Genomic DNA, 14055 nt, shown 5'->3' on the forward strand with positions numbered 1-14055 from the left:
GTCGCATGGCGGAGGGGCACCCGTGTACCGGACGTGCTCGGGCCGTCGACCACGCCGCGAGGTGCCGGGCCGGGCGCCGACCGGCCGCCCGGCGGGAACGGCCGGACACGGCCTGCGGACCCCGCCTCCGCAAGACGGCGGAGCGGTAGCGGCCGGCAGCGGCCCGCCGACGGCAGCGCCCGGGCCCCCGTGCGTCAGTCCAGTACGCCGGCCGCGTGGAGGTCGTCGAAGAGCACCTGGTCGACCGGGGCGACGAGCGGACGGTCCGCGAAGGTGAACCAGGCGATCTCCTCGATCTCGTTGCTCGCCGCCGGGGTGCCCGCGCAGTCGCCGTAGTAGCAGCTCATCCGCACCACGACGCCGTCCGCGTGGCCGTGCGCCTGTGCCTCGTAGACGCCGGCGTGCACCACGGTCGCCGGGTCGAGGACGACCGCGAGTTCCTCCTCCACCTCCCGCAGCAGGGTCTGGAGGTCGCTCTCCCCCGCTTCCCGCTTGCCGCCGGGGATGTAGAAGACGTCCTTCCCCTTCGACCGCGCGCAGAGGATCCTGCCGCTCTCCACCCGTACCCACGCCACCGTGTCGATCAGCGCTGCCATCACTCCGCCTCAGTCGTCCGGCCCGGCGGCCGGGCCGGGTCAGGCCGGACCTTACCTCCGCGCGGCGGCGCGCTCCGAGGCGAGGGGAGCGAACCGGCGCGGGCGGGACGGGGGCGCGCGCCGGCCGCCGGACGGGCCACGCACGACGGCGGCCGGGCGCTCCCTGGTCAGGGGGGCACCCGGCCGCCGGAAACGCCGGTCGCTCAGGGGCGGGTGGTCTCACCCGCGCGCTCGACCCAGTAGAGCTGCTTGTGCTCCCGGGTGTCGAACCCGTCCGCGACCCTCCGTGCCTCTTCTTCTGTGGCGTAACGGCCGACACGGTACCTGTTGCCGTTGTCGTCCTGCCGTATCACCAGCCACGGGAGGACAGTCGTGCTGTCGCTCATCGTGCTCCTCCCGAGCATGCTGCCCCTCTCCCCACCGGTCTGCACATCTCATAGGACGATCCCCAGGAAACCGCTGTGCGCATATGCCGGAGCGTACGCCTGACCTTCACTCAGCGAATGCGGAATCGCACAAAGGGATACGGAACCGGCCATACACGGGGCGCATCCGCCCGGATGCGCCCCCGGCGAGGAGAAGTGGACCTCCCGCGACGCGCGGGGCCGTTCACACCGCGTGCGGGCCCCCTCCTCCCGCTCCGGCGGGACGGCCGGACGAAACCGTGGGCAGGGGCAGCGGTACGGGGCCGGGCAGGGGCGCCTTCCGGCAGGCGTCGCCGCAGGTGGCGTCGAGGGAGCAGCAGAGCGAGCAGACCGGGCCCGCGTGCGCGGGGCAGTCGGCGATGTCCGGCAGTTCGTAGGCGGTCGCGCAGACGGCGCAGGTGTGGGTGGCCGTGATCTCCTCGATCGCGACCCCCGGTCCGTTCACCGGATTGGGGCGGGCCAGGTAGTACTTCCCCTTCGTCGCCCAGGCGATCAGCGGGCAGAGCGTCACCGCGAGTCCTGCGGCGATGAAGGTGGAGAACGCTTCCGCGTACGGACCGAAGAGGCCGAAAAAGGCCAGGATCGAGACGGTCGAGGCGATCACCATGGCCCCGAAGCCGGCCGGGTTCACCGCGTACAGATAGGCCCGCTTGAACTCGATGTACGGCGGGCTGAGCCCGATCCGCTTGTTGATGACCAGGTCGGCGGCGACGGCGGCGATCCAGGCGATGCCGACGTTGGAGTAGAAGCCCAGCAGCTTGTTGAGGGCCGCGAACATGTTCATCTCCATCAGCGTCAGGGCGATGGCGAGGTTGAGGAAGATGTACCAGACGCGTCCGGGGTGCCGGTGGGTGATCCGGGAGAAGAAGTTCGACCACGAGAGCGAGCCGCTGTAGGCGTTGGTCACGTTGATCTTCACCTGGGAGACGACGACGAAGATCGCCGCCGCCGGCAGGGCGAACCCGCCGAGCCAGGGCCTCAGCGCTTCGATCTGCGGGGCGATCGGCTCCAGCGCGTGCGTCGTGCCGACCGCTTCCAGCGCGACGAAGGCGAGGAACGCGCCACCGAGCTGCTTGGCGGCACCGATGATCACCCAGCCGGGTCCGGCCGCGAGCACCGCGAGGTTCCAGCGGCGCCGGTTCGCCTCGGTCTTCGCGGGCATGAAGCGCAGGTAGTCCGCCTGCTCGCCGATCTGGGCGATGAGCGAGAGGGCCACACCCGTGCCCATGCCGAACCCCAGCCAGGAGAAGCCGGAACCCGCCCCCTCCGTCCCTCCGAAGGAGCTGAACGCACCCCAGGAGTCCGGTGCCTCGAAGGCGAGCACCAGGAACGGCAGGATCATGCCGATGATCCAGACGGGCTGGGTCCACGCCTGCACCTTCGCGAGCGCGCCCATGCCGCGGAAGACGATCGGGATCACGATCAGCGTGGTGAGCAGGTAGCCGGCCTGCACCGGAAGCCCGACGGCCTGGTGCATGGCCTGGGCCATGATCGAGCCTTCGAGTGCGAAGAAGATGAAGGTGAACGAGGCGTAGATGAGCGAGGTCAGAGTCGAGCCGAAGTACCCGAACCCGGCGCCCCGGGTGACCAGGTCCATGTCCAGACCGTAGGTCGCACAGGCCCGGGCGATGGGGATGCCGGTGACGAAGATGATCACCGCGGCGGTGAGGATCGACGCGGAACCGCTGGTGAAGCCGTAGGTGAAGACGATCGAGGCGCCGATCGCGAAGTCCGCGAGGTAGGCGATGCCGCCCAGTGCGGTGCCCGCGACGGTGCCGGGCGACCAGCGGCGGAAGGAGTGCGGCGCGTAGCGCAGCGAGTAATCCTCGCGGCTCTCGTCGGCGGCGAGCGCCGCGTAGCTGCGGGCCGGTGCGTCCGGACCGCCCGTCCCCGACCCAACGGTCCCGGGGCCGGTCGGAGCGGAGGGTGCGCGTACCCGTCCCTCCGCCGGGGGCTCCGGGGGCCGGGGATCGGCGGTGGTCGGTGGTGCGGTGTCCGTCATGGGGCTTCCCGTCCGTCGGTCCGTTGATGCGGCGACGGACGGGAAGATAGGCAATGCACATGACAGGTCACGGGCCCGGGGCGTTGCCCGGGGGTTACGTGCGGTGAGGGGAGGTTACGTCCGCGTCACGGCTCCCGCGACCCGGCACCGCGGACCGGAGCGCCGGTCGGCCGTCATGTGACCGGCAGGTGGACCGGAGCGCCGGTCGGCCGTCATTTGACCGGCAGGTGGTAGGCGACCCGGTAGCGGTCGGCGGGGACCACCACGTCCGCCGTCTCCACCGCACGCCCGCCGGCGTAGTAGGTGCGCACGATGACCAGGACCACGTGACCCGGCACGCCCCCGAGGTCTCCCAGTTCGTCCGCCAGCCCTGGCCGGGCACCGACCTCCTCGGTCACGTTGTCCACCACGACATCGATCGCCGCCATCCGGTCGACCACCCCGCAGCCGCCCAGCGGCCCCTCCTCGGGGAGCATCACCGGGGTCCGGCCGGTCACCGAGAGCGGCTCCCAGGAGGTGGAGAGCATCATCGGCTCCCCGGCGTCCCGGAAGACGTACCGCGTGCGCATCACCCGCTCCCCGGGCTCGATGCCGAGGCGCGCGGCGGTCTCCGCGCTCGCCTCCTCCTGCTCGCTCCTCGACTCCCAGGTGCCCCGCACGCCCTCGGCGGTCTGCTCCTGGCGGAACGGACTGGCGCCGATCCCCGGGCGGTAGCCGGACCGGGCGATCCGGCGGGGCACCGGACGGGCCCGGACGTACGTGCCGGAGCCGGAGCGCCCCTCCACCAGTCCCTCGGCCATGAGGACCTTCCGCGCCTCCAGCGCGACGGTGTCCGACACGCCGTACTCCTCCCGGATCCGCGCCTGGGACGGCAGACGGGTATGGGGCGGCAGCGCTCCCTTGACGATCTTCTCCCGCAGATCGCTCGCCACGCGCAGATAGGCGGGCTGCTCACCGAACGTCACTGGCCACTCCCAACACGTTGACGGACCGCAACAGAGTCGCAACCGTGAGTGGCCCAGGACAAGCAATGGCCAGCGTTTCACTCGAAGTAGTGATTCGGAGGGGCGCGGCGCATGCCCCGGGGGCATCACCACAGGTCTCCCGGCCGTTCTCTGCCCACTTCGCGACACCGGCAAGCGCCACCGGCCGCGCGGAGTGACACGTGCCGCCCCCGCGGGGTCCGCGAGCGGCGGCGCTTCCGTTCCCCGCCCGCCGTCGGTCCGCCGCGAACGGGGAGTGCCCGGCCGGCCGGCTCCGCACCGGCTGCTCCGTCCGGAGGACGGCTCCGTCGGCGTCCGCGTGCCCCGTGCGCCCCCGCGCGTGCCGTGAACCGGTACCCGCCCCCGCCTCCCTAGGTTCATCACGGTGAGACACGCGCGTACCACCCTCGTCCACGGCCTGGCCGGCGCTCTCGCCCTCCTGGCCCTTCCCGGCCCGGTGGCGCCGGTGGCCGCGCGGGGGGCTACCGGCGCCGCACCGCCCTCCTGCACGGCGCCGGACACCCCCGTCCCCCTCCCCCGCACGCCCTCCGACAGCGCCTGGGAGCTGACCTCGACCCGCTTCGGCGAGGCCGGGGGGTACGACCCGTACGTCGGCAACGGTTACCTGGGCCACCGGATCCCGCCGACCGGCGCCGGTTACGCGGCCCGCCCGGAGAAGACCGGGTGGCCGCTGTACACCCCGCGCTACGACGGGGCGTTCGTCACCGGTCTGTACGGGGCCGAGCCCGGCACCACCGAGGGGCGCGAGGTGCTCGCGGCGCTGCCGAGCTGGACGCCGCTCGACCTCCGCGTCGGGCGGGAGACCTTCGGCGCCGGCACCCCGCCCGGCCGGATCTCGCGCTACCGGCAGACCCTTTTCTTCGCCTGCGGCCTGGTCCGCACCTCACTGCGGTGGACCGCGGCCGACGGCCGGGCCACCGACCTGGTGTACGAGGTGCTGACGGACCGCTCGGACGTCCACGCCGGTGCCGTACGTCTGACGCTGACGCCCCGGTGGAACGGCGTGGCGACGGTCACCGGGCGGCTCGACGCACGGGGCGCCCGCCGGACGGTGGTGGCGAAGGACGGGACCTTCCGCACCCGCGGCACCGGGGTGGCCGGGGCCGTCGTCCAGACCATGGCGCCGGGCCCGGCGCTCACCCGGGAGCTGCGGATGGTCGCGGGGCGCTCGTACACCGTCGAGAAGTACGTGGGCGTGGACACCGCGCTCACCTCGCGCGCCCCGCTCGCCTCGGCGCGCGCCGCCTCACGGCGGGCCGCCCGGCGCGGCTGGGACCGGGTGCTGGCCGACAGCACGGCGCTCTGGCGGCGCGCCTGGTCCTCGGACGTGCTGGTGCCGGGCGCCCCGGACCTCCAGCGGTGGCTGCGGGCCGCGCAGTATGGGCTGCTGGCCGCCACCCGCCCCGGCGCGGCGGACAGTGTCGCGCCGGCCGGTGCGACCAGCGACACCTACGCGGGCCTGGTGTTCTGGGACGCCGAGACGTGGATGTACCCGGGGCTCCTGGCCACCCGCCCCGAGCTGGCCCGCACGGTGGTGGAGTACCGCTACCGCACCCGTGACGCGGCCCGCGCGAACGCCGCGGAGCTGGGACTGGACGGACTGTTCTACCCGTGGACCAGTGCGAGCCGGGGCCGGCTGGACTCCGAGTGCCAGAGCTGGGACCCACCGCACTGCCTCACCCAGATCCACCTGCAGGGCGATGTGGCGCTGGCGGTGTGGCAGTACTGGCTGGCCACCGGCGACCGCACCTGGCTCGGCGAGCGCGGCTGGCCGCTGCTGAAGGGGATCGCCGACTTCTGGGCGTCCCGCGCCACCGCGAACACGGACGGCAGCTGGTCGATCACGAACGTCGCCGGGCCCGACGAGTACAGCAACGGCGTCACGGACGGGGTCTTCACCAACGCGGTCGCCGCCACCGCCCTGCGCGACGCCGCACGCGCCGCCGCACTCCTCGGCCGGCCGGCGCCCGCGGCCTGGCGGCGGATCGCCGACGGGCTGCGCGTCCCGTACGACGCCGGGCGCCGGATCTTCCTCCAGTACGCCGGGTACGACGGCTCGACGATCAAGCAGGCCGACACGGTCCTGCTGATGTACCCGCTGGAGTGGCCGATGGAGCCGGGAGCCGCCGCCGCGACGCTCGACTTCTACGCCGCCCGCACCGATCCGGACGGCCCGGCCATGACCGACTCGGTACACGCGATCGACGCCGCCGCGATCGGGGAGCCGGGGTGCGCCGCGTACACGTACCTCCAACGGTCCGTACGCCCCTTCATGCGCGGCCCGTTCGGTCTCTTCTCCGAGGCGCGCGGTGCGAAGTCGGGCACCTCGGACCCGCTGTCGGGCTTCCCCGCCGAGGACTTCCTCACCGGCAAGGGCGGATTCCTTCAGGTCTTCACCCACGGCCTGACCGGGCTGCGGCTGCGCGAGGACGGCATCCGGCTCGATCCCACCCTCCCGCCGCCCCTGCGGGCGGGCGTCACGCTGAAGGGGCTGCGCTACCGGGGCCGTACCTACGACATCGCGCTCGGGCCCTCCCGGACCGCGGTGCGGCTGGTGTCGGGCGCGCCGTTCACGGTGCACACCCCGGCGGGTCCCCGGCGGCTGGAGGGCACCCTGGTCCTGCCGACCCGCCGCCCCGACCTGGCCCCCACCGACGACGTGGCCCGCTGCCGCACGGTGACGGCGTCCTCCGAGGCCCCCGGGCTCTACGCGGAGGCCGCGGTGGACGGTTCGCCCGCCACCGCCTGGTCGCCGGACGGGACCACCGGCACCCTGACCGTGCGGCTGGACCGCGCGCTGCGGATCGGCTCGGTGACCCCGCTCTGGAGCGCGGTGCCGCCCGCCGGCCACACGGTCGAGATTTCCGTGGACGGCCGTTCCTGGCGCCCCTACCACCCGGGCGCCACGGCCCGGGAGGTGCGGGTGACGGTGGTCGGGCCGGACACGGCGAAGGGCACGGGGATCGCGGAGCTGAAGGTGGTGGCGGCGCTGCCGGGGTCCTGAGCCGCCGCGGATCCGGCCGTCAGGCGGGCAGTCGGCGGGCCTGCTCGGTCCGGCCGGCCCAGGTGGCCCGGTGCGCCTCGGCGGCGGCCGCGGCCCGGCGCTGCGCGGAGGGCGGGACGGGCAGCGCACAGAGCCCTTCCAGGGTGTCCAGCATGTGCCCGCCGAAGCGTCGGCCGAGGGGGGTGAGCCGCCCGGAGCCCAGGGCCAGCAGGGCGGCGTCGCGGGCGGCGGTCCGCCAGCGGGCGAACCGGGCGTGCGCGTCGGCCCGCAGGACCGGATCGGGCTCGGTGACGCGGCGCCGGTCCCAGAACCGCGCCACGCCGAGGTGGGCGTACGCCCCGTGGACCAGGCCGAGCAAGGGACGTGGGTCGGGTCGCCAGGGCGCGTAGTAGAGCGGTCCGTCGCCCGGTTCGAGGAAGTCGAAGAGGTGGAGCAGGGCGGCGAGTTTGGTGTGCTGCATCTCGTGCGCCAGCGTGACGGCGAATCCGGCCGCGGACTCGGGCGGCGAGAGCGCCACGCACCCGAAGGTCTCGGCGCTGCTGCCGCTGACGCTGCCCCGGCCGGATCCGGCGAGCGGCACCAGCAGCCGGGGTCCGGCGGCGAGTTCGGCCCAGACCTCGGGGTGATCGGCGCGGAGCAGTGCGCGGGCGTCGTGCGCGAGCGAGGTCCAGCGGCGCCGCTGCGCCTCGGTGACGGCTCGGGGCCGGTCCGGCGCGTTCGGGAAGCAGGGCGCGTCCAGGGTGTCGAGCAGCAGCGGGGCTCCGGGGCCGAGGCGGGCGAGGAGCACGGGCCCGCGCCACCGGTCGTGGGTCCGGTACGGGTCGCCGGCGGGCACCACGAGCGGGCCCGGGCCGGGAGCCCCCGGTACGCGGAGCGTGGCGCGGCCTCCCGCCCCGACGCGCAGTTCGGCGGTGTCCCCGGCGCGGGCGCCGGGGAACCGGGCCCGGCCGAGCGCGGGCAGGGTCACCCAGGGGCCGGACACCGGCCAGCGCGTGCGGCCCGGCACTCCGGCGCGGGCCGCGCAGGCGGCGGCGAGCGCGGTGAGCCGGTGCACCGGCGGCTCCTCGCCGGCCGGTCCGCGCAGCAGGCGGGTGAGCAGGTCGAGCAGGGTGGGGCCGGCGGACGGGTGGGTGAGCACCGCGGCCACCGCCGCCGGCGCGGCCCGGTCCGCGGCGGCGATCAGCTCCCAGGCCTCGCCGGTCTGCCGGGCCACGGCGCCGCCGGCGTCCAGGCCGGCCTCCCGCACCGCGTACAGGCAGGCGAGACGCCGGCTGTGTTCGGCGCGGGCCAGCAGGCGCAGCGCCTCCGCCCCGCCGCCACCCGCGGCGACGGCGTCGAACAGGGCGCCGGCCATGCGGTGCGGCGCCGGGCCCGTGCGGTTCCCGGGGGCGGGAGGGACGTGGGGCAGCGGGCTCACGCGGCTTCCCGGGGTGGGAGGGACGCGCCCTCCAGGTCCGCGGTGAGCCGGCCGCGGACCCGTCGGATGAGTGCGGTGAGGTCGGCGCAGTAGACGCTGGGCGAGGCGAAGCCGGTCGCCCGGTGGTAGCGGTTGGCGTAGTGGCCGCCGCCGCAGACCTGGTGGAGCGGGCAGGCGCGGCAGCGGTCGCAGAGTCCGTCGACGCCCCACTGCCGGGCCGCGATGCCGGGGTGGCGGAGCAGCGCGTCGAAGGAGTCGCGGTCCACGTGCAGCCCGGTGCCGGCGGCGCCGTGGTAGGCGGTGCGCAGGGTGTCGTCCTGGGCGAGCGATCCGTCGGTCTCGACCACCGCGTAGCGGACCGGGGCGAGCCCCATGGTCTCCGTGCGGGGCGTGGCACCGAGCAGCAGGGCCAGCAGGTCGTCGAGGACGCGTACGCCGGTCTCCCGCACGGGGGCTCCGTACCAGCGTTCGAAGACCGCCCAGAGCCAGTCCGCGTAGGGGGTGCGCCGGCCGTCGGGCCGCAGTCCGGGCGGCGGGGCGTGCCAGTTGGCGAGCGGGAGGAGGAAGTCGATCGAGGGCGGCCGGTGTTCGAGGAGCTCCTCGTAGGTGCGCACGGGGTCGTTGCGGAGGTCGATCACGCACAACAGGCCGGAGAACAGGGGGCGGTAGGGCTCCGAGGCGAGCAGGCGCAGCGCGGCGGCGACCCGGGCGTGGCTGCCGCGTCCGTCGGCGGAGCGGCGGTGGCGGTCCTGGGCGGCACGGCCGCCGTCGGTGCTTACGCCGACCCGGATGCCCAGCTCCCCGCAGAGGTCGAGCCGCCGTTCGTCGAGGCGCGCTCCGTTGGTCTGGAGCGAGAGCCGGAGGTCCACGCCCCCGCCCACCGCGGCCCGCAGCACACGGGCGGTGCGGGCGAGTGCCTCGTCACCGGCGAGGAGGGGCTCCCCGCCGTGCAGGACGACGCCCGCCTCCCGCGTCCCGTGCGCGGCCAGGTGGGCGGCGATCCGTTCCGCGGTGCGGGCGAGGACGGCGGGGGCCATGGTGCGCGGCTGGGTCCGCCAGCTCTGGTCGCGCGAGCGGTACATGTAGCAGTAGTCGCAGGCCAGGTCGCAGCGGCTGTGCACCTTGAGGACGAAGGAGTGGAGCGGGTGGGGGGTCCAGCCGGCCGCCTCCCGGGCCGCCACGTCGCGTGCCCGGGGCCAGGGCGGCTCACCCGGGTGCCGTGCGGGTGCTCTGCTCATCCGCTCCCCCGGGGGTTCCTGCCGGCCCGTCCGGCGGCCCCGCCGGGCGGGGCGCGGGCACGGGCGCGCTCCGTTCGGCAAGTATTCGTTTCCGCGACGGCGCCGGTCAACATCACGAACCGGCCAACAGGCCTGTGCGACAGGGCGGTTATCGGCAATCAGGCCGTGCGTCCGCTGCCGCGCGGAGCCCGGGCGGCGTTACGCTGACGGGGACGCGTTTCACCGGAACGCGTGCGCGCGACACGGGTCGTGGCCGCTCGGGGCGGCCCGACGGGACCTCCTGGAGTGACACCGTGGCAGCTACCGAGGGCTCCGGCTCCGTCGAGGGGTCCGCCGGTGCGGACGGTGATCCGGCTCCGGACGCCGAGTCCGTGGTCCTGGACGTCTCGCTGCTCGCGCCGGCGGATCTGGCCGCCCTGCCCCCTTCCGTGTTCGGGGAGACGCTGCGGCGGTTGCGCGACAGCTGCTTGGAGGGCGACCCGTTCGTCACCGGCCACATGGAGAGTGCGTGAGCGGGTGACGCGGCCGGCGGGGAACGACCGGGGGAACACGCGCACGTACCCGCCCCGCACCGACGCATCCCTCGTACCGTCGTGTCCGTCCTGTCGCCGTACCGCACCGAACGGAGTGGCCATGCCAGGCATCTCTCACCCCGCTCCGCCGGGCCCGTTCGCCGTCTTCTTCACCACCTCGGAGAGCCTGGGCCTGAGTACCACCCTGCGCAACGTGGCGGACGTGCTCGCCGAGGGCAATCGCAGCGTGCTCCTGGTGAACGGGCGGGGGCCCGGCCGGGGCGACAGCGGGCAGGTGCCGGACCCGGTGCCGGGGCAGGTGGCCACCACGGCGCGGACCACCCCCGACACGCTCACCGGTCTCGCCCGGGACCCGTCGGCGCTCCGCTACGACCACGTGCTCGTGGAGGCGCCGCTGCCGGACGCCCCGGGTGCGGTCCACCCCGGCGCGCTCGCGGAGTTCGCCGACTCCCTCGTCATCTGCTTCGCGCTCACCGCCTGGTCCATCGACGGGGCCGCCGCCCTCGCCGACGACCTGGACTCCCACCGGGGTGGCCGGACCGTCACGATGCTCACCCTCGGCCTCCGCAGCGACATCGGGGTGCGCGACCGGTTGCGGGACGCCCGCGAGCGGGTGCGCCGGAGGTTCGCCCCGATCGCCCAGGCACGCGGGGAGACCGGGCTGCCGTTCCTGGAGATCCCGTACAACCCGCTCTACATGGACAGCCGCAGCCTCGTCGTGGAGAGCGAGGTCATCGGCAACGTCACCGGAATGCGTCCCTACTACGAGCGGGTCGCCGACCGGCTCCGCGCCCTCCAGCCCGCCCGGCTCACCGACGTCGTCCTGGTCCACGCGGCCCGCCACGCGTCCTGGGCCGCCTGGATCGAGGACCGGCTCGCCGACCGGGGCGTACGGACCGAACTGCGCCGGGGCGACACCTACGCGGGGGAGCGCCCCGCGCCCGGTACGGCGCTGCTCTTCCTCTCCCCGCGCGACGCGGACGACGCCCTGCTGCGGCAGATCGGCGCGCTCTCCCACACCGACGTGCGGATCGTCCTGGTGGACGAGCCGGTCCCGCACACCGAGGCCGCGCACCACGAGCGGATCGACCTGCGCGACGCCACCGAGGGCGACGCGCTGCGCATCCTCTGCACCGCCCTCGGCCTGCCCCCGGGGCCGGACCGCGCGGGACCGGGCGGCGCGCCCTACCCCAGGCTGCCCGAGGTCATCAACATCCCCCCGCGCAACCGTGAGTTCACCGGTCGGGACGCCGTACTGACCTCGCTGGACGAGGAGTTGTGGGCGGCGGGCCGCGAGGGTGCCTGCCTGGTGCTCCACGGCGCCGGCGGCTCGGGCACGAGCGAGACCGCCCGCGAGCTGTGCCACCGGATCGGCGCCCGTTACGACCTGGTCTGGTGGGTCCGCGCCTGGGAGGGCGAACGGATCCGCCGGGAGCTGCATCAGCTCGCCGGCCGCCTCTCCACGACCGAGGAGCTGACCGGACGCGCCGCCCCCGGGGACGACGACGCCGCCGTCGCCCGGCTGCTCGCCCGCCTGACCCGCCCCGAAGCGGGTGCGGGACGGTGGCTGATCGTCTACGACGGGGTCACCGACCCGGCCGGACTGCGCGGGCTGCTGCCCGTACCGCACGAGCGCGGCCACGTCCTGATCGCCACCCGCCGAGAGCCGGTACCGGAGCCGTCGGCCGGCGCGGGGGGAAGGGGCGCGGACCGGTCCGCGCCGCGTTTCGTCCCCTTCGCCCTGGCGCCCATGACGCCCGAGGAAGCCCGCGTCCTGCTGGGCGACCACCTCCCCGACATCACCGCCGACCAGGCCCTGCGGGTCGGCAGCGTCACGGAGTTCGTACCGCAGGCCCTGCGGCTGGCGGCGCACTGCCTGGCGCAGCGGGCCGCCCTGCACCGCGGCGTCGACCACATGGGCCAGGACACCGCGAACCGGGCGGCCGTGGACGACCTGCTGACGCTCTACCGCACCCACAAGTCGGAGATGCTCGCCGGGGCGGCGGCGGTCTCCTCCGTCGCCGTCATGGTGCGGGTGGCGCTGGAGGTCGCGCGGTCCACGCCGGGCGCGGACGCCTGGAAGGCGGAGAACCCGGCCCACGAGCCCCTCGGGTGGCTGCTCGACGCCGCGTCGCTCCTCACCGGCCGGGGCATGGGGCTGGAGCTGCTGCGCTCGCCGCGCATCCTGTCCGAACTGGCCCGTGACGACACGGCCGGCCCGTTGCCCGTCGACCGCTCGGCGCGCGACCGCACCGACGACGCGCACCTGCCCGACGAGCACATGGTCAGCGTCGCCCTCTGGTCGCTGGCCCAGGTCGGCCTGCTCGAAGTGGACTTCGACCGCAGGCAGCAGCCGCTGGCGCAGCACCACGGGCTGCGCGACCTGATCCGCGCGGGCATGGAGCCCGCCGCACAGCAGCACGTCGAGTCGGTGCTGCGCACCACCCTCGCCGAGTACGGCCCCGAGAAGAACCAGGACCTGCCCGCCGACTGGGCCCGCGAGGTGTACTCCCTGCGGCTGTGGGAGGACACCCGCCCCCGGGTGCGCCGCTCGCTGCTGCGCCACCTCCACGCGCTCAGCGGGCGCGGCGAGAACGCCGACCTGGAACGGGTCCTCGACATCGCTGGCCGGGCCCGGGAGGCCTGGTGGACCGAGGGTGACGAGCAGTCGCCGGAGTACCTGCGGCTGCTCAACCACACCGCCCGCGCCCACCGGATGCGCGGCGACTACGCCGACGCCCGCCGCCGCTCGCAGGAGGCGCTGCGCGGACACCGGCGGCTGCTGGGCCCCACCCACCCGCGCACGCTGCTCTCCGCCGACTCGCACGCGGCGATCCTGCGCGCGCTGGGACGGTTCGACGACGCGCTGATGGAGCTCAGGCCCGCCATGGACGGGATCACCCTGCTGCTCGGCGACAACCACCCGGCCACCCTGCAGATCGAGCACAACCTCGCCCTCACGGAGGCGCTCACCGGCCGGGTCGCGGCCGCCACGGGCCGGATGCAGAAGCGCTTCCGCTACCGGCAGGCGGTCGGCGGCGAGGACGACCCGGTGGCCTGGAACTCGGCCGAGCTGCTCGCCCATCTGTACCGGGCGACCGGGCGGGCCGGCGAGTCGCGGGACCTGCTGCGCCGCCGTCTGCGGCGGCACGGTGACACCTGGGACATGACCCGCCTCTCGACGGAGGTCGGGCTCGCCGTCAGCGAGCGCCGGCTCGCCGACGCCCGCCCGGCCAACCTGGACCCCGTGTACGGCTTCGAGATGGCGTACGAGCGCGACCAGCGGGCCCTGCAGCTGTACGTCTCGCGGTTCGGCGCGGAGCGGCCCGAGACGCTCCGCTGCCGGTTCAGCTTCGCCGCCGACCTGCACGCCCTGAACAAGGTGGACGAGGCCGTGCGGCAGGCCGCGCAGTGCGGTGAGTCGCTCGCCGCGCGGTACGGCCCGGGGCATCCGTACACCGCGCTGAACCAGGTGCGGCAGGGGGTGTACCTGCGGGCGGCGGGCGAGCCCCGGGAGGCGGCGGAGCTGGGCCGCGCCGCCCTGGGGCTGCTGGTCGCCAAGGTCGGCGAGGGCCACTTCTGGGTCGCCACCGCCGAGAACTCGCTCGCCGCCACCCTCGCGGCGGACGGCAGGACCGGGGAGGCCGCGGCCCTCACCCTCCGCGCCCTGCGCCGGCTGCGCGACCTGGGGGTCTCGCACCGCCCGGACGGCCGCCGGGTGCAGGCCCACCACGCCCGGCTGACGACCGGCGACACGTCCGTGCCGGAGCCCCGGTCGGGATACGACATCGATCTGGAACTGCCCTGACCGCACGGGCCGCCCCAGAGCCCCTCCG

9 protein-coding genes are annotated in these 14055 nt (G+C 75.0%); 3 read left to right on the forward strand and 6 right to left on the reverse strand.

All coding sequences use genetic code 11. The features are described 5' to 3' along the window. Positions 1-194 precede the first annotated feature (194 nt). From PZB77_RS10280 to PZB77_RS10295, 4 genes are all read right to left on the reverse strand, one after another. On the reverse strand, positions 195-596 hold the full coding sequence (locus tag PZB77_RS10280; RefSeq protein WP_275492268.1) for an NUDIX domain-containing protein: 402 nt from the start codon (positions 594-596) through the stop codon (positions 195-197). Positions 597-799: 203 nt separating this feature from the next. After that, complete coding sequence (locus PZB77_RS10285) at positions 800-1000, reverse strand: SPOR domain-containing protein (protein ID WP_275492269.1); 201 nt, start codon at positions 998-1000, stop codon at positions 800-802. A gap of 205 nt (positions 1001-1205) precedes the next feature. Next, the gene (locus PZB77_RS10290) at positions 1206-3023 is read right to left on the reverse strand and encodes a hypothetical protein (protein ID WP_275492270.1); all 1818 of its coding nucleotides are present in this window, start codon (positions 3021-3023) and stop codon (positions 1206-1208) included. Positions 3024-3235: 212 nt separating this feature from the next. Then, positions 3236-3988: a GntR family transcriptional regulator gene (locus tag PZB77_RS10295; RefSeq protein ID WP_275492271.1), complete on the reverse strand. Its 753-nt coding sequence runs from the start codon at positions 3986-3988 to the stop codon at positions 3236-3238. Positions 3989-4391: 403 nt separating this feature from the next. On the opposite strand from PZB77_RS10295, the gene PZB77_RS10300 reads away from it, so the two are divergent. Further along, positions 4392-7031, forward strand: a complete 2640-nt coding sequence (locus PZB77_RS10300) for a discoidin domain-containing protein (RefSeq protein ID WP_275492272.1) — start codon at positions 4392-4394, stop codon at positions 7029-7031. Between the two features lie 19 nt (positions 7032-7050). Here the strand turns inward: PZB77_RS10300 and PZB77_RS10305 are convergent, their stop codons facing one another. Together PZB77_RS10305 and PZB77_RS10310 are read right to left on the reverse strand one after the other, a co-directional pair. Further along, positions 7051-8448 carry an HEXXH motif-containing putative peptide modification protein gene (locus tag PZB77_RS10305; RefSeq protein ID WP_275492273.1) on the reverse strand — a complete coding sequence of 466 codons (1398 nt, stop codon included), beginning with the start codon at positions 8446-8448 and terminating at the stop codon, positions 7051-7053. Next, positions 8445-9686, reverse strand: coding sequence for an FxsB family cyclophane-forming radical SAM/SPASM peptide maturase (locus PZB77_RS10310; RefSeq protein WP_275492274.1), 1242 nt, complete (start codon positions 9684-9686; stop codon positions 8445-8447). Before PZB77_RS10310 ends, PZB77_RS10305 begins: the two co-directional genes overlap by 4 nt. A gap of 293 nt (positions 9687-9979) precedes the next feature. Between PZB77_RS10310 and PZB77_RS10315 the strand changes: the two genes are divergently transcribed. Further along, on the forward strand, positions 9980-10198 hold the full coding sequence (locus tag PZB77_RS10315) for a hypothetical protein (protein WP_275492275.1): 219 nt from the start codon (positions 9980-9982) through the stop codon (positions 10196-10198). Positions 10199-10319: 121 nt separating this feature from the next. Next, positions 10320-14027 carry an FxSxx-COOH system tetratricopeptide repeat protein gene (gene fxsT / locus PZB77_RS10320; RefSeq protein WP_275492276.1) on the forward strand — a complete coding sequence of 1236 codons (3708 nt, stop codon included), beginning with the start codon at positions 10320-10322 and terminating at the stop codon, positions 14025-14027. The last annotated feature ends 28 nt before the right edge of the window (positions 14028-14055 follow it).

This window comes from Streptomyces sp. AM 2-1-1, assembly GCF_029167645.1.
Taxonomy (GTDB): Bacteria; Actinomycetota; Actinomycetes; order Streptomycetales; family Streptomycetaceae; genus Streptomyces.